Origin of the sequence: Nostoc sp. LEGE 06077 (assembly GCF_015207705.1) — a bacterium.
Taxonomy (GTDB): domain Bacteria; phylum Cyanobacteriota; class Cyanobacteriia; order Cyanobacteriales; family Nostocaceae; genus Nostoc_B.
Genome location: NZ_JADEWI010000045.1, coordinates 39,746 through 59,840 on the forward strand (window position 1 = coordinate 39,746; position 20,095 = coordinate 59,840).

18 protein-coding genes and 1 tRNA gene are annotated in these 20,095 nt (G+C 38.6%); 5 read left to right on the top strand and 14 right to left on the bottom strand.

The window, feature by feature from the left end; genetic code table 11:
- Window positions 1–12: 12 nt before the first annotated feature.
- The 8 genes from IQ244_RS23345 to IQ244_RS23380 all read right to left on the bottom strand — a co-directional run bounded on the left by IQ244_RS23345 (window position 13) and on the right by IQ244_RS23380 (window position 10,092).
- On the bottom strand, window positions 13–507 hold the full coding sequence (locus tag IQ244_RS23345) for a hypothetical protein (protein ID WP_193898433.1): 495 nt from the start codon (window positions 505–507) through the stop codon (window positions 13–15).
- Window positions 508–730: 223 nt separating this feature from the next.
- A complete protein-coding gene (gene gltX, locus IQ244_RS23350; protein WP_193898434.1) occupies window positions 731–2,170 on the bottom strand; it encodes a glutamate--tRNA ligase in 1,440 nt (479 codons plus the stop codon).
- A 196-nt stretch (window positions 2,171–2,366) separates the two neighbouring features.
- A tRNA-Asp gene (locus tag IQ244_RS23355) sits at window positions 2,367–2,440 on the bottom strand.
- A gap of 260 nt (window positions 2,441–2,700) precedes the next feature.
- Entirely contained in the window at window positions 2,701–4,227 is a 1,527-nt protein-coding gene (locus tag IQ244_RS23360; RefSeq protein WP_193898435.1) for a serine/threonine protein kinase, read from the bottom strand.
- Window positions 4,228–4,291: 64 nt separating this feature from the next.
- Window positions 4,292–5,881 carry a serine/threonine protein kinase gene (locus IQ244_RS23365; RefSeq protein WP_193898436.1) on the bottom strand — a complete coding sequence of 530 codons (1,590 nt, stop codon included), beginning with the start codon at window positions 5,879–5,881 and terminating at the stop codon, window positions 4,292–4,294.
- A 462-nt stretch (window positions 5,882–6,343) separates the two neighbouring features.
- Window positions 6,344–7,519 (bottom strand): esterase-like activity of phytase family protein, encoded by a 1,176-nt coding sequence (locus IQ244_RS23370; RefSeq protein ID WP_193898456.1) that lies wholly within the window; start codon window positions 7,517–7,519, stop codon window positions 6,344–6,346.
- A 105-nt stretch (window positions 7,520–7,624) separates the two neighbouring features.
- Window positions 7,625–8,272 carry a DUF642 domain-containing protein gene (locus IQ244_RS23375; RefSeq protein WP_193898437.1) on the bottom strand — a complete coding sequence of 216 codons (648 nt, stop codon included), beginning with the start codon at window positions 8,270–8,272 and terminating at the stop codon, window positions 7,625–7,627.
- 347 nt (window positions 8,273–8,619) lie between these two features.
- Window positions 8,620–10,092: a TM0106 family RecB-like putative nuclease gene (locus tag IQ244_RS23380; RefSeq protein ID WP_193898439.1), complete on the bottom strand. Its 1,473-nt coding sequence runs from the start codon at window positions 10,090–10,092 to the stop codon at window positions 8,620–8,622.
- 209 nt (window positions 10,093–10,301) lie between these two features.
- On the opposite strand from IQ244_RS23380, the gene IQ244_RS23385 reads away from it, so the two are divergent.
- Window positions 10,302–11,486 carry an aminotransferase class V-fold PLP-dependent enzyme gene (locus IQ244_RS23385; RefSeq protein ID WP_193898441.1) on the top strand — a complete coding sequence of 395 codons (1,185 nt, stop codon included), beginning with the start codon at window positions 10,302–10,304 and terminating at the stop codon, window positions 11,484–11,486.
- Window positions 11,487–11,531: 45 nt separating this feature from the next.
- Window positions 11,532–12,617, top strand: a complete 1,086-nt coding sequence (locus IQ244_RS23390) for a glycosyl transferase (RefSeq protein ID WP_193898443.1) — start codon at window positions 11,532–11,534, stop codon at window positions 12,615–12,617.
- A 3-nt stretch (window positions 12,618–12,620) separates the two neighbouring features.
- Here the strand turns inward: IQ244_RS23390 and IQ244_RS23395 are convergent, their stop codons facing one another.
- The 3 genes from IQ244_RS23395 to purS form a co-directional block, all read right to left on the bottom strand.
- Window positions 12,621–14,546, bottom strand: coding sequence for a type I restriction enzyme HsdR N-terminal domain-containing protein (locus IQ244_RS23395; RefSeq protein ID WP_193898444.1), 1,926 nt, complete (start codon window positions 14,544–14,546; stop codon window positions 12,621–12,623).
- Between the two features lie 245 nt (window positions 14,547–14,791).
- On the bottom strand, window positions 14,792–15,469 hold the full coding sequence (purQ, locus tag IQ244_RS23400) for a phosphoribosylformylglycinamidine synthase subunit PurQ (RefSeq protein ID WP_193898445.1): 678 nt from the start codon (window positions 15,467–15,469) through the stop codon (window positions 14,792–14,794).
- 83 nt (window positions 15,470–15,552) lie between these two features.
- On the bottom strand, window positions 15,553–15,831 hold the full coding sequence (gene purS, locus IQ244_RS23405) for a phosphoribosylformylglycinamidine synthase subunit PurS (protein WP_193898446.1): 279 nt from the start codon (window positions 15,829–15,831) through the stop codon (window positions 15,553–15,555).
- A 146-nt stretch (window positions 15,832–15,977) separates the two neighbouring features.
- On the opposite strand from purS, the gene IQ244_RS23410 reads away from it, so the two are divergent.
- The gene (locus tag IQ244_RS23410) at window positions 15,978–16,364 is read left to right on the top strand and encodes a Fur family transcriptional regulator (protein ID WP_193898447.1); all 387 of its coding nucleotides are present in this window, start codon (window positions 15,978–15,980) and stop codon (window positions 16,362–16,364) included.
- Window positions 16,365–16,398: 34 nt separating this feature from the next.
- Here the strand turns inward: IQ244_RS23410 and IQ244_RS23415 are convergent, their stop codons facing one another.
- The 3 genes from IQ244_RS23415 to IQ244_RS23425 all read right to left on the bottom strand — a co-directional run bounded on the left by IQ244_RS23415 (window position 16,399) and on the right by IQ244_RS23425 (window position 19,324).
- Complete coding sequence (locus IQ244_RS23415) at window positions 16,399–17,397, bottom strand: SPFH domain-containing protein (RefSeq protein WP_193898448.1); 999 nt, start codon at window positions 17,395–17,397, stop codon at window positions 16,399–16,401.
- 58 nt (window positions 17,398–17,455) lie between these two features.
- Window positions 17,456–17,887: an NfeD family protein gene (locus IQ244_RS23420; protein WP_193898449.1), complete on the bottom strand. Its 432-nt coding sequence runs from the start codon at window positions 17,885–17,887 to the stop codon at window positions 17,456–17,458.
- A gap of 480 nt (window positions 17,888–18,367) precedes the next feature.
- A complete protein-coding gene (locus IQ244_RS23425) occupies window positions 18,368–19,324 on the bottom strand; it encodes a hypothetical protein (protein ID WP_228059095.1) in 957 nt (318 codons plus the stop codon).
- A gap of 30 nt (window positions 19,325–19,354) precedes the next feature.
- Here IQ244_RS23425 and IQ244_RS23430 point away from each other — a divergent pair, with 30 nt between their 5' ends.
- Together IQ244_RS23430 and IQ244_RS23435 are read left to right on the top strand one after the other, a co-directional pair.
- Window positions 19,355–19,507 carry a hypothetical protein gene (locus tag IQ244_RS23430; protein WP_193898450.1) on the top strand — a complete coding sequence of 51 codons (153 nt, stop codon included), beginning with the start codon at window positions 19,355–19,357 and terminating at the stop codon, window positions 19,505–19,507.
- A gap of 128 nt (window positions 19,508–19,635) precedes the next feature.
- Window positions 19,636–19,998, top strand: a complete 363-nt coding sequence (locus IQ244_RS23435) for a hypothetical protein (RefSeq protein ID WP_193898452.1) — start codon at window positions 19,636–19,638, stop codon at window positions 19,996–19,998.
- Window positions 19,999–20,095: the final 97 nt, after the last annotated feature.

Here is a 20,095-nt window from a genome sequence, read left to right on the forward strand (position 1 = left end):
TTTCTTTTTCAGCTACTTAACCTCGGTAATTTTCAACGTGTAAGGATAATATTGTCCTTGGTTGTATGAACCTACCCAAATTTGATAATTTCCCGGTAGCCATTCACCACTCATACCAGGATTTTTACCCTCTAAATCATCATTACACCAAGTACCACCAGGGCCTTTGACAATCATGGTGACATCCTGGGGACTTTGCACTTGTAGTTTTAGATAATCAAATTTGGTCGTGAGTGCTAGGGTATGGTCTGGTGCTTCATCCACAAATCCATCACATGGCCCAGTGACTGTTTCTCTTCTACCAGCAATTGTGTTCCCAGAAACTGAACCGCCACTCATTCCCCTAACAGTGAGAGGGTCTGGGGAAAATGGATGGTTAACAGTCACATCTCCAAATATCGGTGGTGCTTCTTGAGCATGAGTGATGGTATCAGTTATTGATGTGACGCAAAAAGCCAATATCGTCAAAGATAATCGTATCCCTCTATTTAAAGATGTTTTCGGCATTGCGATTACATAAGTTTCTCAGTGCTTTGAAAGACATGAATTTTACACACTAAGTTCCCGATATGAGAGGAATTGACGAAAATCATTCGTAATTTGCAGAACTTATGCACAACATTGTTTGTGAAAAATGGGTGTAAGGGTTTTAGATACATCCCTATACCCTTTCACCCTTACCCAAACCCTTTGACTTTCGGTTTTATGCGTAAGTCCTATGAATGATGAATTACGAATGAATCGCTTGATTCAATCTTGACTTATCTAAACCAAGATGATTCAACAGTAACCAGGATTGGATCAGATCAGGGCCATGAACATCTCCAGTTAAGGCGACTCGGAGCGATCGCATCACTAAGCCTTTCTTGACGTTTTGTTCTTTGACAACATGTTTAATTATGTCTTGAGCAACAGTGTCAGTTAGTTGGGGCTGATTTTCTAAAGCGGCAATGATCCCACTCAAAACAGCACTAGCACCTTCTTGTTGCAGTTGTTTACTGCCCTCTTCGGTTAATTCTACGATTTCGTTGAAAAACAATTTACCCATTTCTACAGCATCTACCAAACGAGTCATGCTAGGGCCAATTAAAGCAACTAACTGCTCTAACCAAGGACGTTCTCGCCCTTCCTCAACTGGATAACCAGCTTCTTGCCAATAGGGAATGAGTAAATCCGTGAGTTTATCCACTGGCATACTGTGGATATATTGACTGTTTAACCAATCAAGTTTTGCCCAGTCAAATTTAGCACCTGCCTTATTCACGCGCTCAAATGTGAAAACTTTGGCAGCTTCTTCTAAAGTAAATATTTCTTGGGTAGATTCTGGTGGCGACCAACCCAACAAAGTCATGTAATTTACCAAAGCTTCCGCCGTAAAGCCCATTTTTTGAAAGTCAGAAATAGAAGTTACTCCATCCCGCTTCGATAGTTTGCGCCCCTCCATGTTCAAAATCAGCGGTGAGTGGGCAAACTCTGGGATTTTTGCGCCTAAAGCTTCATATAACAGAATTTGTTTGGCGGTGTTAGCAATGTGGTCTTCTCCGCGGATGATATGAGTGATTTGCATATCAATGTCATCAATTACCACGACAAAGTTATACAGTGGTTGACCAATGCCATCTTCGGAAGCACGGGCAATTACCATATCACCGCCAAGGTCACTACCACGCCAAACCATTTTGTCGCGCACTAGGTCATTCCAGACAATTTCCCGGTCATCATCAATTTTGAATCGGATGACAAAGTTACGTCCTTCCGCTTTGAAAGCGGCTTCTTGTTCTGGGGTGAGATGACGATGACGGTTGTCATAGCGGGGGGCTTCACCTCTAGCTTTTTGGGCTTCTCGTAGCGCCTCTAATTCTTCTGAGGTGGTGTAGCAGCGATAAGCTAAACCTTGATCTAAGAGCTTTTCTACCGCTGTTTTGTAAAGGTCTAAGCGTTGGGATTGAAAAAATGGGCCTTCATCCCAGTTCAGCCCTAGCCAGCGAAATCCCGCTAAAATATTATCTGTGTATTCGGGGCGCGATCGCTCTAAGTCTGTGTCTTCAATGCGTAAGATAAACTTGCCACCGTGGTGGTGGGCAAATAACCAATTAAATACAGCAGTTCTGGCTGTACCAATATGTAAATTCCCAGTTGGGCTTGGCGCAATACGGACTCTAACAGTCACAGTTATTTCTCTCTTTCACAAAGCATGATTAATATAGCAATTGCTGAGTCACAGAGGTTCAGATGCCTTTAGCAAGTCATCTCTGTCTCAGCGCCGAGTTTTCAACAAATGTCGGCAGAGTTAAAATTCAGAATATCAAGTGCTGATCATAAATAACTTCTACATCAGAACTCAAAATTAAACTCTTTAATTTTTACGGGACTGACGGGGCTCGAACCCGCAACTTCCGCCGTGACAGGGCGGTGCTCTAACCAATTGAACTACAGTCCCTTAATTCGCAACTTTATTATTATCGCTCTTTTGTTAGGGTTTGTCAAGGATTTTTTTGTTGCCTTGGCTTTTTTAGCTGCGGCTTTCACTTGACAGTTAACCATCTTAACATCTAAACGAATTTTGGCAAGTAATCTCGAATGTAATTTTTTAATTGTAGGGTAGGCAATGCCCACAAGGTAAAAATTAGGGATACAGCAAATTTTCCCCATTGCCTACATGACGTGGATGATCATCAAGCAGGTGGTACAAGATGTAATTTAAATTGAATTAGCAACCACAACCTGTGGTTTGGCAGATAAATGTTCTAGAATCTGAGATTGTATTTGTTTATACTGCTGTTTTAACAAAGTCTTACTCATTAAAGCTTGATCTGAATGTGACAGGCTTTTAGTTTGGTCTATCCACAGTTTTAATCTTTGTCGCTGGGTATTATTAATATGACTGCTAAAAACAGTAACACAGCTATGAGGTGCTTCTAAGGTAAAGCAAATCAAGAAATAGCGTCCATATTCTGTCAACCCATGAACCAGTTCTTGATTTTGGGTATTCTGCATATCTAAATAGCAGGGTAGCCATTTCGGGCCGAGTTCTTGGTTATAAAGGAGAGTGATCCACAGCAGCATTGGGTGTGGTGATGTGATGAACACAAAATGACTGTAACGTTGGCACAGAACTCTTTTTTTAATTTCTTGTTTAGGTAACATCAGCCACAAAGCTGCCAAATTGCCTTGTGGTGTATCTAAAAGTTGGGGAAAGACAATTTCTTGAATGGGTTTATTTTGCGGCCAGATCAGTGTAGCAAAGTTGGTTTTGAGTACTGGAGGTAAGTCAGCACTCATAGCAAAATGAGGATTATATGTTGATGCTAAAGGTGTAGGTAAAGTTTGACAACTCAACTTTTCTAGACTGTCTAAAACTTTGAGAATCTCTGCTATATTTTGAGGGCGATCGCCTGGCTTTTTTTCTAAGCAAGCCATGATGAGATGATTGAGTTGTTGGGGTAATTTGAGTTGCGGACTAACCGTTGTTATCTCTTTTGGTGCTTCAAAGTGATGTGCTTTATACCAAGCACCAAAAAAATCAGTTTCTGGCTGCCAAGGTTTAGCACCTGTCAGCATTTCAAACATCATCACACCCAAGCTATAAATATCTGAGCGGCCATCAATTTCTGAACCTTCTAGCTGTTCAGGAGAACAATATGGTAACGTACCGTTAAAGCCTCGATTAGTATTAACTGTATTTGTATAATTAATAAATTTAGCAATGCCAAAATCCAGGATTTTAATTAATTTCCCTAAAATTGGATCGGGCATTACCAATATATTAGCTGGTTTGATATCTCTATGAACTAAGGGATAAATTTTGCCATCAATATTAATTCCTTGGTGAGCGCATTGTAAGCCTAAACAAATTTGACGGGTTAACGTTAAAAACTTGGGCAGAGGCATCGGTATTAAATCTTTTAAACTTTTGCCATTGAGATATTCCATAACATAAAATGGCTTGCCTTCTGCACTCACGCCATAATCATAGGCTCGCACAATATGTAGACTTTTTTGGCTCAAAGCAGCACTCAGCATTGCTTCCCGTGCAAAGTCTTGTTGCATCTTTTCATTGCAAAAAGTTTGAGTTAAAAATTTGACGGCAACTGGTGTTCCACCTAGTAAAATATCATCGGCTAAAAAAACTTCACCCATGCCACCACTACCAATCAACTGTTTAAGTTGATAGCGATTGGCCAGCAATCCCGTAATGTGTGGAGAGATGAACGCACTATGATTCACTTTTACAACCTCTGATATTGCCGCAATTAAATAATTAAAAGTTTATTTCCTCGCAAACTTATTTTTAAGGACGTGATAAGATTTGCAGTAGTTTATCAAATATTTGAGATAACCAAGCTCTAAAACCAATTTTGGCAATTTGCTGTTTTTCTACTAATTTTTGCAAAATTTCTGATTTTAATTTTTGGTATTCTGATTTCAAAATAGTTTTAGCTTGGTCAGAGGCGATTGCCTCATGAGATTTTTCCTCTATTTCCAACCAATCTGCAAGTTGCTGTCTTTGTTTAGCAGTCAGTGTTAAGGTCATTACATTAGCACATTGGGTTGGTTCTTCCAGCGCAAAAAATAGTAGATGATAGTAGCCTCTATCTGCTAAAAGCTTGGCAATTCTTTGACCTCGATTATCTTTTAAATCTAAGAAATAAGATAGCCATTTAGTCAGAGAAAACTGAGCATTATATAAAACTGTTACCCACAGCAACATTGGGTATAAATTCATTTTGTCAATGAATTCTGTGGTGTGATATTTATCAGAAAAATTATTGATTTCTTGTTTGGGTAACATAGCCCAAAAAGTTGGGATAACTCCTTGGGTAGTATGTAATAAATGTGGAAACCCAATAGATGCGATCGGTTTATTTTTTGGCCATGTTTTTTGTAAACACTCTTTCTCCGAGATCGAAGTTACTGGTACTAAGGTTACAGGAGATGAATCGCTACTACTTTCAATTGCGGCATCTCGAACAGTCTGCCGCTTAATTTTCTCTAGAACTACTAAAATTTGACTAATAGTTTGAGGACGTTCAGTTACTTCTTTAGCTAAACAAGTTAGTAATAATTTTTTTAATGCTTGGGGTATTTTGACTTCGGGATTTACTTGTTCTGGTGTTGGCGGAGCTTGAAAACGATGAGCTTGATACCAACTACCAAAAGAGTGACTTTCTGTTTGAAATGGATGTTTACCTGTGAGCATTTCAAACATTAATACACCCAAACTGTAAATATCGGAGCGTACATCGAGAAGTTTACGTCCTTCCATGTGTTCTGGAGAACAGTAAGGCAAACTCCCAATAAAAGAATCAGTTAGGGTCATCCCGCTGCGTTCTGTTAAAAATTTCGCAATGCCAAAATCCAGAATTTTAACGATTTCGCCTTGTTTGCCATCATCAATAATAAAGATATTTTCTGGCTTAATATCTCGATGCACAATCGGATAAATTTCTCCTTTGAGACTGATACCTTGATGAGCGCACTGCAAACCTAAACAAATTTGTTGGCAAATATCGATAAATTTTACCAATGTTAATGGTTGGACTTTTAGAATCTGCTTGAGGTTTTTACCTTGCAGATATTCCATCACATAAAATGGTGTTTTATCATCGGTCATTCCATAGCTTAATACCCGAACAATATTTTTACTTTTACGACCTAACTGAGCGCCAATAAAAATTTCTCTGGCAAAACGTTGCGATATTTGCTGGTTTCCTAGATTCAGCATCAAAATTTTTACAGCTACAAAAATTCCACCTTTAGCTGCATCTTCTGCTAGGTAGACCCTACCCATACCACCTTTACCAATCAAATCTTTTATTAAATAGCGATTATTTAAAAACTTTCCAATATAAATATCTATTTCGGTTTTAGGCACTACCATATTTGGAAATTTTACGCTATAAAATTTTTTGATAAATATTGCTCAAGCTTTAATTGTAACCATGAATAATTTCACTAATTTTAGAGAATCAATTATAAAGTATAAAACTCCCTTTAAAAGGGAATAAAAGTTGAATAAAATAGTGAATGATTTTTCTGCAAAATTGCTTAAACATTATGTAACATATTCATTAAGCAAAATAAATGAGGAAATCCACGGAAACCAAGGATAATCTGAAGGTAGTTGCTCCCTGATAACAGTAAAACCACGGTAAAAGTTGATAACAACTGAAATATAGGAATCCGGCTTGATTATTGAAATTACTTGTGTAGGTAGGGAATAGGGAATAGGTAACAGGTAACAGAAAAAGAAGTAACAGAGGTGTACTGAGTTTTATTCAGAAATCAAATATGATTCCTATATCACCTGGAACCTAATTTCGATCTACAGGTAATCTAGCAATTAGGAAAAATTTAATATCCGCCGAAACCATCTGATAACGGGTGGTTCAATTTTGAGTTGAAAAGCTAAAAACTGAGTACGTTGTAGGGAATTAAAGTTATTATCGCTGACAAGAATTAATGAGCGCTGTCCATTAGGTAGCCAGGGGCCAAGTGTTAACCCTTCAATATTATCTAGTGCTACTTCTAAAGTACGTAAATCTAACAAGAGTTTTTTTGTAACTGGGCGAATATTTTGGGAGTTGGCTGCAAGGCTGTCTATATTGTGAATATCATCAGCATCGGCTAAGGAAACTTGAAATAGAAAAATCGCAAATCCCAAGCCAGTAAAAGACCTTTCTAAACTCAAAAAGTGTCCTTGATTATCTAAAGCTAATAAATCTGGTAAGCCACTAGCAAACTTGCCAATTATATCTAGTAATGGCGCAACGGGTTCAGTTTGGTACAAAAATTCGCTTCCTGGCTGCTGGTTGAGCAAATTATATTGCAAAATTCGACAAGGTGTCCCGATATTAGGTTTAGCTATTGACCCATCTTGGATGAGTGCATTTTCTGTGGCTGTGAATAAATACTGATAATTAGGTGTAATAGTCAGGCTTTCAAAGGCCAAATTATTACGGATACCAGTTTTATTACTTTTGTCTGGCAAGAACTTTCTCGGTATATTTAGTGTTGTGATTGTCCTACCAGAAGATAAAGAAAACTCTTGAATAAAAGGATTAATCAATTTTTCAACATCTCCTTCAGAGGAGATGAAAACAGTATCTTGATTAGTTAAAGTAATCGCTTCTGTGTCGGTTGTTCTAGGTGGAAAGTTTTGACCATCTTTATTTAACAGTATTGTTACACCAACAGGCACAACACCACCGTTTTTTAGATAACCCTGACTTAAATTGATTTTTAAAGTATAAAATCTGGCAGGAGCTTTTTGCCCCCGGTCATCGGAAATAGCATAATAAAGGTCATTTTTAGCATCGTAGGTGATACCTGATAATCCACCAACTTCAGTTTTTTGAAAAGTTAATTTTTTGGGTAATGCTGCTTCTCCGATGAAATCTATGCTGCTGATTTCAACAGAGTTTGCAGAAAAATTGATAATTAAAAGTATGCTAATTAAAATAGCAGTTAATATATAAAAAATTTTGGGTATTTCCCAAATTTTTCTCACTATTTTCATGTTGATAGCTCTACAATAGCCGGCGATCGCCCTACGTTTTTCATGCAAAAAGGTACGTGAATAAAATATCACGTACCCTACAATATCAGGTGATCGCTCTTTTTATTAAGCTGGTTTGCGCTTGATAGCTGAACTAGCCCCGAACAAACCTACCATTAGCACGCCCAGAATAGATCCTGCTTCAGGAACAGCAACGGCTACAACTCTAACATCATCAATGTAAGTTCCTCGGCTATTAGACAACTCACCGAAGTTATCAAAACGCAAAGTGGTTGTAGTGCTATTTGCTACTAAATTGTAAGTAAAAACGCTCCAATTTGTATTAGACCGCCCCGCACCACTAGCTGTTAAATTTGCTACGGTCGCTCCATTCCAAAAAACATTCAGTCTATTGTCTCTCTCACCAGGGCGTGGTGAAAAGGCAAAACTCAATTGGTACTGACGACCCACAACTGTGGAGATATCCTGGAAAATTCCCGATGTAGCCCTACCATCTAGCTCCGCAAATTGACTCCCAGCAAATGGACTCCCGGCAACATTATCCTGAATTTCAATACCAGCACCGCGTGCAGAATCAGATGTAAGACTCCATCCAGGGATAGGGTTAATGGTTGAGTAACTTCTTGGGCGAATATCAGGGGATTCAAAACTACCGTTAACAAGTAAGTTCAAACTAGCTGCTGATGCTGAACTAGCTATCCCTAGAGACATCAACGCTGCACTAGATGCAGTGATGAGGAATTTCTTAAACATAACTTTTGCTGTATTTTTTTGCCTTATTTAGTGATTTTTTACGATAACTTGCAATGTTACCAATTAATAGGGACGATAAATAATAATCCGAAATAATACGCAATCTTTACCCAAAGCAAATTGATACTGTTGATTAACTTATAAGTTTTATCAACCAGTGAGATATCTAAACACTCAAATACTAAGGAATTTTACGGGTACTGTCAATATATACAGAAATCCGACTTGATGATTGAAATTACTTGTGTAGGAAGGGAACAGGGAATAGGAAAAGACGTAACAGAGGTGTACTGAGTTTCGTCTCCAAATCAAATATGATTCCTATACAATTAGCTTTTTAGGCATAATTACTTTATTTGGGCTTTTTGAAAAAAACTTGACAGCCAATTCTTGACGCTGCGAGTTGCGTGACAGTCATCTTCGTTGTAGCGTTGGATGATTTCTAAGAAAGTGCGATCGCCTGTTTCTAACCATTGATCATACCAGTAAATACACTTGGCTCCACTGGCTTCTTTATCACGCCACTCAAAACCCAACCAGCGGGCGATAACTTTCAGGGCGTAACTTTCTACAGGTAAGGCCACACTTTGAATTAATTGTTCGTAGACATCCACAAATCTAGCGAGAACAGGATTAACTAAAGATTTAGGCGTGCGGTATAGCTTGGCTAGTCGTTTGACTGTATCAAATTCGTAAACACAAAAATGATAAATTGGCGCGTCGGGATATTGCCAAACTAAGTCTAAAAATTGTTGCCAGACTAATTCTTCATCGGCTGGCGTTTCGGCTAAAAATGAATAAAACTGTTGTGTATTGTTTTGTCTATCAACAACTAAAACACCTAAAAGATAATCTAAATCTAAGTCTGGCTGGGCTTCAATATCAAAATACAGTTCTACAGGCGCGGTAAATGCGAGTTCTGTTGGTGGTAGAGACGTTGGTAAAACTAATGGGCGTTTCTCAATCACAGCTTGGGCTTGGATGATCAACTTGGTTGCTACTACGCTGTCAAATCCAGGTAAATCTTCCAAAATGGTGGGACTTGCATTCGCCAAAGATTCGAGTGTGCTTAAAGAAAGGGCTTGGAGTTGGGTGTAGCGAACAGGTGTGACTCCTGGTAATAATGAAAGATGTTTTTGGGCTTGGGCGATCGCGTAACATTGACTATGCCAGTGACAAAGATTGCACTTTTGCCGCGAAATAAACATCTCTGGCGCTTCTGATGACTCTAGCGCTTGAATGAACTCCTCCAGAATTTGTAACATCTGTGGTGTCCATTTCGCTAAATCTACAGAATAACTAATGTCTTTTGTACGCAATATCAACCAAGCTTTGTCAGGGGTTACGCCTTGTACTGTGGCTAAAGCTTGGGTATGAAATGCAGCCACAACTTGATATTCTTGTTTGGGACGTTTACCCAGTTCCATATTCGCTGGAACATACATCCAATCACCAAAACAAGATTCTCCTGGCTGTTTAATTAGTAAATCTGGACGACTGAGGATTGTATATTCTTCACTAGCTGTTTCTACCCAATCTTGATAATTACTTAACAGCACTCCATGATAAATATACTCAACGCCCCGTTGCATTAATTCTAACGTCGCTGCTTGTGCTGCTTCCCTATTCCCTGGTTGATATTGGGGTTTTTCATAGGTAAACCCGGACAAAATACCCCGATGATAAGCAATTTTGTCTTGTTGCAGTTTAGTTAACAAGTCATTGGGTGCATCTCGCTGGTTTTTGTCAGCATGGATATCTAAAATAGGTCGGCGTTTGCAGCGTTGGTATTGCAGTAAGTGTTCAGCATTAATCAACATTCATTTAAACTAACAATAATTTTGGCATAAGGCAGGAAGCAGGAGGCAGAATAGAGGAAAATCTGAGTTTATGGGATTTTTCTGCTCATAGTTGAGTTTTTTACATCGTTTTTGATACTTTCTGGGACTGATGGAGTTAAATTACCCTCTCTCATTGGTGGGAAAATGAAAGACTAAACGAGTAACAATGTTGATATTTAGCATTATTTATGACCAGTATTTCTGCTACCCAAACAAATTTGCATCGCCAGCGAGAGCAATTTCCCGCTTTAGCTAATAAGATTTATTTTAACTATGGTGGACAAGGGCCGTTACCTAAAAAGGCAATGGATGCCATTATCAAAACGGAAACTCATATTCAGGAACTAGGCCCCTTTGGGAATGAAGTTGGACGCTGGATAGGATCATATACTCAAACTATCAAACAAGCGATCGCATCAGAGTTAAACGCACCACCAGAAACCATCAGCTTCACTGAAAATGTGACTGTGGGCTGTAATATTCCTCTGTGGGGAATTGATTGGCATCCTGGCGACCATCTGCTGCTGTCTGACTGTGAACATCAAGGGGTAATTGCCGCAGCGAAAGAAATTGGGCGGCGATTTCATGTGGAAGTTACCACTTGTCCGTTAATGGCAACTTTAAATGCAGGTGATCCTGTGGCAGTTATTGCCGAAAATTTACGCCCTAATACCCGCTTAGTTATTCTCAGCCATGTCCTGTGGAATACTGGCCAAGTTTTACCCCTTGACAAGATTATAGAAGTATGCAGAGATAACCATTCTTTAATATTAGTTGATGCTGCCCAATCTGTGGGTTTATTACCTTTAAACTTAAGCGAGTTGGGGGCAGATTTTTATGCTTTTACCGGACATAAATGGTGGTGTGGTCCCGCTGGCGTGGGTGGTTTATATGTAAAACCCGACGCATTAGAAAAACTTGCACCGACGTTTATTGGTTGGCGTGGTGTAATTAAAGATAGCCAAGGACAGCCAATAGATTTGCTTCCTGATGGACGAAGATATGAAGTCGGGACATCAGCTTATTCATTTTATGCGGGATTGGTAGAAGCGATCGCCCTACATCAACAATGGGGTACAGCCAAGGAACGTTATCAGCAAATTTGCCGCAACAGTGAATATCTCTGGCGCAAATTATCAGCTTTACCCCAAATCAAATGTTTACGCACTTCCCCACCGGAAAGCGGTTTAGTCTCGTTTCAATTTGTCCAGCATGATTCTCAAACTAGTTTTAAATTAGTGCAGTTTTTGGAATCACAGCGAATATTCACCCGTACAATTGCCAAACCTGACTGTGTTCGCGCTACAGTTCACTACTTTACTTTAGAGTCAGAAATGGATGAGTTAGTCAAACAAATAGAGAAATTTAGTTAATAGTCAAATACTCAATAATTAGGATTTCACACTTCATACTTTTCCATGAAACGCCCCATCTTATACATAGCCATCACAAACCACGGATTTGGTCATGCTACTCGCACCGCATCTGTGGCTGCAACTATTCAAAAGTTGTGTCCAGATGTGTTGTTAATTATGGTGACAACTGCGCCACGCTGGTTGTTAGAGTCATATATAGAAGGTGAATTTATCCATCGTCCCCGCGCTTTTGATTTGGGTGTAATCCAAGCTGATAGTTTGACAATGGATAAAGCCGCGACTTTAGCAAAATTATTAGATATTAAAAAGCACCAAAATTCTTTAATTGCTTCCGAAGTTAACTTTATCCGGCAAAATCGGGTTGATTTAATCTTGGCAGATATTCCGTTTCTTGCGCCCTTAATTGCTAAAGCGGCAAATATTCCTTGTTGGATGATGAGTAATTTTGGTTGGGATTTGATCTATCGAGATTGGGGAGGCGAATTTATTGCGATCGCAGATTGGATTAGTGAGTGTTATTCTCAGTGCGATCGCTTGTTTCGTTTACCCTTTCATGAACCAATGCAGGCTTTTCCAAATATCACTGATGTTGGTTTAACTGGAGGTTCAGCGCGTTATGCTGCTGATGAATTACGCGCTGATTGGGGCATAACTGCACCACAAGATAAAACTATTTTACTGACTTTTGGTGGTTTAGGTTTACAACAAATCCCTTACGAAAACTTACAAAATTTTCCCGATTGGCAATTTATTACATTTGATAAATCTGCACCCGATTTCCCGAATTTAGTCAAAATTCACGACAATAAATATCGTCCTGTAGATTTTATGGCAATTTGTGGACGAGTAGTTTCTAAACCTGGGTACGGTACTTTTTCTGAAGCCGCAAGTTTGGATATCCCTATGGTGACAATTCCCCGCGATGATTTTGCTGAAGCCAGTTATCTTTTAGAGGGAATTACTAATTACAACTATCATCAAATTGTTACCCCCGCAGAATTTTTTGCTGGTGATTGGAATTTTCTCCGTAAACTACCCCAACCACCACAGCAAAACCAACAAATTGCTAAGGATGGAAATCAGGCGATCGCTCAAGCTATTATTAACCAAATAGGAAGTATAAAATAACTATTAACGATAAGGATATACATGGCGCATTTCAAAGCGACATTGTTCCCATATTGGTAACAACGCCTGTTTGGCTACATTTAATTGACCTTGAGAATGGTTGATTTTTCCATTTTCGATAATCCAAATAAACACTCGTGTAATTAAATCGGCTTCCCAACTATTAATATATTTGCAATTTTTTATCTTACTAACTTGTATATCTAAACAATAGATAGCATCTTTAAAATGCCAAATTTTACCTCTGGATATATCTGCTGATGAATTTGCCCACATGATTTTTTGCAAATTCATGGTGATATAATCCAAGCCAGCGATCGCAGAATCAGCATTTCTCACTAAATCGGTGAAGACTTGATAATATTGTTGCCAAGATGAAGCTGCAAAATTTTCTCTATATCTTTGTAGCCATATTTGTATATCTCGTAGATAAGGTAATAAATCTTTAACCTCATTCATCTCTTTGAGAATTGTATGTTGACTGTGATAATTTAAGATATTTTTATCTAAATCAAATTCTAAGACTTGAAATTCCTGGGAATAATAATTAATAACTTTAGGGATAAATTTTTCTATTAGCCAATTTTTGGTATATTTGGCTGCCCATGTTCCTCTTATCCCGATATCTTCTTGCCACGAATTTAAGTTACTTCTTTCTAAAGTGGCGATGTGAATATCATTAATTTCGTATAGGATATCAACTTGATTATTAGATAACGCCGAGTAACAATTACCGAGTCGTGGCACAAGAAAAGCATGATCGCGGATTCCTCGACTGATGCGAATAGAGATATTTACTTGATCAAATAAATGCCATTCAGATTTGCCTTGGGCATAATTAAACTTTTTAATAAAATTGTGCATCATTCTCCATAGTTTGACATCTACAGAAAATAGGTGAAAGCCTCTGATATCAGGAAATTCGACAAATTTAAAATCCCAAGTTTCTAAATAATCCTCAAATTCAATAATTCTCTTTTTATATTCTTGACAAATAGTATCTACACATAAACATAAATCTGCTGCTTCTAATTCAGACAAAATTAATGTTGTTTGTCCTAAAGACGCCTCAAATGTATCTGCATCTATTTGTTTCAGAAAATGACGACAACCCCATTCGGGTTTAGTATGCAGTCCTGTCATTAATTGACCTAAAATTTGTTGATTGTTTAGAGTAATTTGCAAACCTCTTAAAATTACGCTACTAAATTGAATCAGACAATCACCTTTGCCAAAGGCTTGTGGTAAATTACACTTAATTAAAACCTTTGGTTGAATAATAGCTAAGTGATGACCTTCTTGAATTAAACGCGGTTCAAACTCAGCCTTTTCTAAAATTTTGCCAAATTCTATATGTCGTCTTAAATATTTTTCTATACTGCTAAATTGGGGATGTTTAAAATTGCTTAATGTGGTTTTATTGATGTTTTTGATTAAGTTGAAATTTAGTTGATTATAAATATTTTCTGCTATTTGGCTATTTCTCAATGTATCAATTATCGCATCAAATATTAGTTCTTCTCGATGATATTGAAAACATTGAAAGACTTTCATACTATAGCCATTAGTAATTATCAAAAATAAAGGTTTGAGATAGTTACTATAAAACTTAGCTTGGGCAATAGCTTCTTGAAAATAATTTGTATTAGGCGATAAATAAATAATAATGACTAATGATGTGTTGGCATTTTGTTGCTCAACATCATCGGTAGCAAAATAAATTTGAGCATTTTTGAGTTGCTTGGCTGGATTATCTAAATTATTACTGGTTAAAGTGTACTTACTTTGCCGACACAAATCTGGGTATCCCAAATACTGAAACATCGGCAAAATAAACTTTTTTTCTACATCTTCTTCCGTTTGTAAAATCCGAATATCAAAAGCTTGTATCCACTTAATAAATAATTGCAACGAGTCAGAAGTATACATTAGAGAATCTACTGCTTGTATAAATTTGCCTTTGCCGGGATTGAGATTCAACTAGCAATTTATCAAGTCAGTTTTTATAAGATAGTAATGGCGAATACTCTGCCAGTTGCAACAGAGATTTCAAATTTTGACAAAAATGTCTAATAAATTCTATGCGCCTTGATACAAAAAATTGGTAGACAAAAAATTAGGGAACATAACTGCTCCCCTGTGCTTACTTGCTATATTCTTCGGGAAAGTCAACTCTATACTACAGCAGCGACTTTCTCTAATAACCCTTGAAAGAGACTTAAGCCATCGCTACCACCTAATATGGCATCAGCTGCCCTTTCTGGGTGTGGCATCATTCCTAAGACATTGCCTTGACGATTGCAAATCCCCGCAATTTTGTTGAGTGAACCGTTGGGGTTCTCTCCAACATAGCGAAACACTACCTGTCCATTGTCTTCTATGGCTGAGAGAGTGTTTCTATCAGCATAAAAGCGCCCTTCTCCGTGGGCAATAGGTAGAGTTATCACTTCTCCACTAGAGTAAGTTTTTGTCCAAGGAGTATTTGCATTTTCAACTTTTAAGGGGACGCGATCGCAAATAAAATGTAAATCACGATTTCTGGTTAACACTCCAGGTAATAGTTTAGCTTCAGTTAATACCTGAAAACCGTTACAAATACCGAGAACAAATTTCCCCTTTTGCGCGTGTTCAATTACCTGCTGCATCACAGGCGAGAATCGAGCGATCGCACCGCAACGCAGGTAATCACCATAACTAAAGCCGCCTGGGATGATAATTACATCCAAATCAGCAATATCAGTATCTTGATGCCAAACCATGCGCGTTGGTTGACCTAACAAGTCTCTGGTGACATAAGCAACATCGCGATCGCAATTAGACCCTGGAAAAACAATAACGCCGAATTTTGTCATTGGTCATTTAGAAGTAAAAAGTAAAAAGCAAAAAGTAAAAAGTAAAAAGTAAAAGATTCCTTTTACCTTTTACCTTTTAACTTTTAAAACACTCCCGTCTGTGTTTCAACTTCAATCAACTCAAACCGATAATTTTCAATTACAGGATTTGCTAACATTTGGTCACAAATGTTATCTAGGTCTCGACGCGCTTTAGTTTCATCAGGGGATATCATGGTAAGTTCGATATACTTACCAATCCGCACTTGTTCAACAGTTTCGTATCCCATCTGTTTGAGGCCAGATTGTACAGCCACACCAGCAGGGTCTAGAACTGAAGGACGAAGTGTTACAAGAATTTTAGCTAAATACTTCCGTTGCACAGGTTTTTTTGCTGAATGCTGCGATCGCTATACTATAACTTTCTGTTCCAACTGGGTGAAAATAAGATTGTGAAACAGTTAAAGTTAATTTATTAGATAGCCAGTATAACAGCTTCCACTACAGTGGCGAATATCCACAATTGCTTATGAGAGCCATACGCACCCGCAGTCAAGAGCGGATTTTGAACCTACTGAAAAGTATGAAACAAGGCATTTCCGCCCAAGATATTTATATTGAATTGCGGAATTGCAATCAAAATATGGGTTTAGCCACAGTTTATCGCTCCCTGGAAGCATTAAAGCTCGAAGGCTTAGTACAAGTGCGGACTTTAGCTAATGGTGAAGCCCTCTATAGCCTAGCGCAGCAGGATAAACACCATTTAACTTGTCTCCAATGCGGCACTTCCATACCCATTAATCAGTGTCCGGTTCATGACCTAGAAGACCAACTACAAACCAATCATAAGTTTAAAATTTTTTACCACACTCTAGAGTTTTTTGGTTTGTGTGGTCAATGTCAGGTTAGTGAATAGTCAATAGTACAAACGATTGATAATTGACTCTTGACTATTGACCATTGACATCAGGTACTTCTCTACCTAACCAAGATTTAGAATCTACTTGCGTATCAGAGACTATTGAGCGAATACCCTCGAAGGCCGCCGGAATGGTGCGAGGGTCGATAAACATCACCTTGCTGCTATCACTTTTACCGATAGTCGCGCCCATATCTAAATAACCCAAAGCAAACAGAACTTCTAAGGCTTTACTAGCACTGGGGTTAGTGTTAATTTTTTGGGCAATAATTTCGGCTGACTCAGCAATGGCTTGGGCTTTGAGAACTTGCTGTTGGCGTTCGGCTTGGGCTTTGAGAACGATCGCTTTTTGTTCTGCTTCCGCGTTTAAAACAACTGATTTTTGCCGGGCTTCTGCATCTAAAATTTGCGCTTCGGCTTTACCTCTAGCACTATTGACTGCTGCTTCTCGTTCACCCTCAGAATTTAAAATTGCCGCCCGTCTACGTCGTTCAGCGGACATTTGCATTTCCATTGATTCTTGTACTGCTTTAGAGGGGATTAAATCTCGCAGTTCTACCCTTGTTACTTTCACACCCCAAGGATCTGTGGCAATGTCTAAATCGCGTAACAAAAGTTCATTGATTTGCGTACGGGCGGTAAAAGTTTCATCTAACTCTAGTTGTCCCATTTCTGAACGAATTTGAGTTAGTACCAAGTTTGTCATTGCTAACTGAAGATTTTCTACCTTGTACCAGGCTTTTTCCATATCGACAATCCGCCAGTACACCACTGCATCTACTTCAATGCTAACGTTGTCGCGGGTGATACATTTTTGCGGGGGAATATCTAAAACCTTTTCGCGGATGGTTTGTTGGTAGACGATTTTATCTAAAAAAGGCACAACAAAATTCAGTCCTGGTTCTAGCTTTTTGTTATAGCTCCCCACTCTTTCTACTAAAGCTTCGTTACCTTGACTGATAATTCTTACCGAACCAGCCACCGCAGAGCCACCAAGGGCTAAAAAGACTAATAAAAAAAACTGTTCCACTGTAGATCTCCTGGTTATTAAATATTTTAGATGTCATCTAAACTACTTCATACTTCAGTTAAGAATGCAATATATTTTCTGGCATGACAATTAACGTAGTGCCTTCTCTTCTAACAACATAAACTCGTTGATGGGGAGCCACATCGAGTTTGTCATCATCACATTTAGCACGCCAAGAATTGCCTTCATATAGCACTCGCCCCGCTTTACCTGCTGGAATTTCTGTTAATGTTTCAGCTACAACTGCATCTTGAATTTTTGAGTTACGTCGTCGCGGTTGTAAATACCGCCGGGACAATACCACCAACATTGTAGAAAGCAATAGCCAAATTCCTACTTGCAGCCATAAACTTAAACCAAGTTGAGACAGTAGCGCCACCGCAAAGGCACTAATTCCCATCATGAAGGCGACAAAAGCTGATGGTAAAAATAACTCTAATAAACACAAACCTGATCCAGCTAGGAGCCAAATTAAAGTAGAACTTGGCATAGAGCCATCCTAGACACTACATTTACACGAAGGATTTCTGAGATTAGATCCACTGATAAATAGATGTTTTACAGAAAGCAAACCTTGGTCTTTTGAGAATTAATTTTGATTAATTGTCAGTGACAAGATGTAGCCAGTGGTACACAAAACCAGTTTATTCTAGGCAGCAAGTCTTTGACACCTGAATGTAATCGAAATTCACGAGTGAATTTTTTGGCAAATGTTTATAGCAGGTGACAGGGGACAGGTGACAGAGTGAAAAGTCTTTGATTGTCTAAGAGGTTGTTTGAAAAGTAGTTATCTGTGATTATAAGCACTTATTGATCCCCCCAACCCCCCTTAAAAAAGCAGGGAACTGAATTAAAGTCCCTCTTTTTAAGGGGATTTAGGGGGATCTAAAATGTTTTGCTACCAATGAGATGACTTTCCAAACATCCTTGAAGAACGATCGCATTTTTTTGTGATATTTGTACCTTAGCCTCAAGGTGCAATGGGTTTAGAAACTTCTGGAGCGAGAATGAGCAAATGCCCTGGATCACCTTCTTGAATAGCGATTACTGCTGGACGGTTATTCGGTGGAGCATTTGGTGGTAGTGTGGAGAACAAATAAATCCAACCGCTACGTTCTAGAAGTAAGCGCCAAACTCTCGGCTGTTGTGGATTACTGACATCAGTATCTTCTTTACCGCGGAGGTCTTCAAATAAACCTCTATCGCCAATTATTTTGTAGCCTTTTAACAGTGGATCAGTAAACTCATCTTCCAGTTTACGTCCCGCGACAAATTTTTCTCCTGGGGTAATAAAAGCAATTACAGGTAAGGTGGAATTTTGCCCCGCATCTCGCCTTGCATCAGCAATGCCTTGCCACTGGGCTAACCAAAAGATGACAATTAAAACCCAAGATACAATCACAATTTCATTGACAAGCGATCGCAAAAAATCTACTAACCGCAGCTGTTGAGAACTGTAGTTAACCAGAGAATTGAGAAATCTAGCTGTGATTGACCGCCGATGTTGAGTTGCGCGGATGATGCCATTTGATACATCGTGAAAGCTATTAAGTATAAATTCGCTAGTGATTCTAATTAACCATAGAGTCATGTTAATAGCGATCGCCGCCAACAAAAAAGCGATCGCTGTTCTGCATATTGTCCAACCATCCCCAAGAAATATTTGTATGGGAACTATGAGAAACGACTGTGCAGGTAAATCTAGGTTAGAAATTTCTAGTTGGAAAAAATAAAAATATGCCCAACGGTAAATCCAACCTGCAAAGAAAAGAGCCGCACCTAGTAAACCAACTACACTAGTAAATTTGCCTAAAATATTTATATCTGCCGTCGGATTGGGGTTGGAAGTCACAAAAGCACTCCAAGAGATGACCAAAAAATAAATAAACGTAAAGTAAGTTAGCGACAGTCCCGCCTCGGAATTCATTCCGAGTCTTATAGCGCAAGTCATCTCAAGATGACTCAACCCAAAATTTCTTTCAGTCCACGCTTTGTGGACTTTGGCTATGAGCCTAGAACTAAAGTTCCAGGCGGGATGTGGTTGAACATGAAAATTTTTGATTTGTCTGTACGCCGCAGCATTTCCAACAAGAGAGCTAGAGTGGGATAAAAACCCATTGGTGTATATACACCGTATTTCTTAAATCAATCAATTTATTTTCCGTTATTTTACGGAAATTTGCTAAATAGTAAGGAAGTTAAATAAAAAATTAATACATAAAAAACAGTGTAAAGACTATGGCAGCTTTTCTGAAAGTAATGTTTGCAGGAGTTTTGATGACAGGGGGAGTGCTGGCAGCAAACACCATATCTGCAATTGCCAAAGAAGTCAAGACAGGAAATTTATTACTAGCACAAACACCAGCAAAATCACAGGCTATAGCATTGCCTATCGCTTTACCAGATTCAGCAGAGATTTCTTTAAAAGACGGAGAATCGTTGAGTGGTACGGTAATTAAAGTAGATGCTCAAGGACAAACATTAACAATTCAGCGTAGGAGCGACACCAACACTCGCTCTATTCCTCTAAGCAAAATTGACAAAGTACTGTTCAAAAATGCCGCTGGTTATCCCTCTTCTGTCACTTTCCGAGTATTCTAAATAAAAGGATTAAAAGAAAAAACTCTGGAAGGTAAGCAGGGCAATGGATGTGGAATTACAAATCCTGAAACATTTACGTCGAGACGCTCACCCAACA

Excerpts from the sequence above, each read along its gene's own strand:
- IQ244_RS23435 (WP_193898452.1), top strand. The coding sequence starts at position 19,636 with ATGGCAGCTTTTCTGAAAGTAATGTTTGCAGGAGTTTTGATGACAGGG.
- IQ244_RS23345 (WP_193898433.1), bottom strand. The coding sequence starts at position 507 with ATGCCGAAAACATCTTTAAATAGAGGGATACGATTATCTTTGACGATA.
- IQ244_RS23425 (WP_228059095.1), bottom strand. The coding sequence starts at position 19,324 with ATGAATTCCGAGGCGGGACTGTCGCTAACTTACTTTACGTTTATTTAT.
- IQ244_RS23395 (WP_193898444.1), bottom strand. The coding sequence starts at position 14,546 with ATGTATACTTCTGACTCGTTGCAATTATTTATTAAGTGGATACAAGCT.
- purQ (WP_193898445.1), bottom strand. The coding sequence starts at position 15,469 with ATGACAAAATTCGGCGTTATTGTTTTTCCAGGGTCTAATTGCGATCGC.
- IQ244_RS23410 (WP_193898447.1), top strand. The coding sequence starts at position 15,978 with ATGAGAGCCATACGCACCCGCAGTCAAGAGCGGATTTTGAACCTACTG.
- IQ244_RS23390 (WP_193898443.1), top strand. The coding sequence starts at position 11,532 with ATGAAACGCCCCATCTTATACATAGCCATCACAAACCACGGATTTGGT.
- IQ244_RS23375 (WP_193898437.1), bottom strand. The coding sequence starts at position 8,272 with ATGTTTAAGAAATTCCTCATCACTGCATCTAGTGCAGCGTTGATGTCT.
- IQ244_RS23385 (WP_193898441.1), top strand. The coding sequence starts at position 10,302 with ATGACCAGTATTTCTGCTACCCAAACAAATTTGCATCGCCAGCGAGAG.
- IQ244_RS23430 (WP_193898450.1), top strand. The coding sequence starts at position 19,355 with ATGACTCAACCCAAAATTTCTTTCAGTCCACGCTTTGTGGACTTTGGC.
- IQ244_RS23370 (WP_193898456.1), bottom strand. The coding sequence starts at position 7,519 with ATGAAAATAGTGAGAAAAATTTGGGAAATACCCAAAATTTTTTATATA.
- IQ244_RS23380 (WP_193898439.1), bottom strand. The coding sequence starts at position 10,092 with ATGTTGATTAATGCTGAACACTTACTGCAATACCAACGCTGCAAACGC.
- IQ244_RS23365 (WP_193898436.1), bottom strand. The coding sequence starts at position 5,881 with ATGGTAGTGCCTAAAACCGAAATAGATATTTATATTGGAAAGTTTTTA.
- IQ244_RS23420 (WP_193898449.1), bottom strand. The coding sequence starts at position 17,887 with ATGCCAAGTTCTACTTTAATTTGGCTCCTAGCTGGATCAGGTTTGTGT.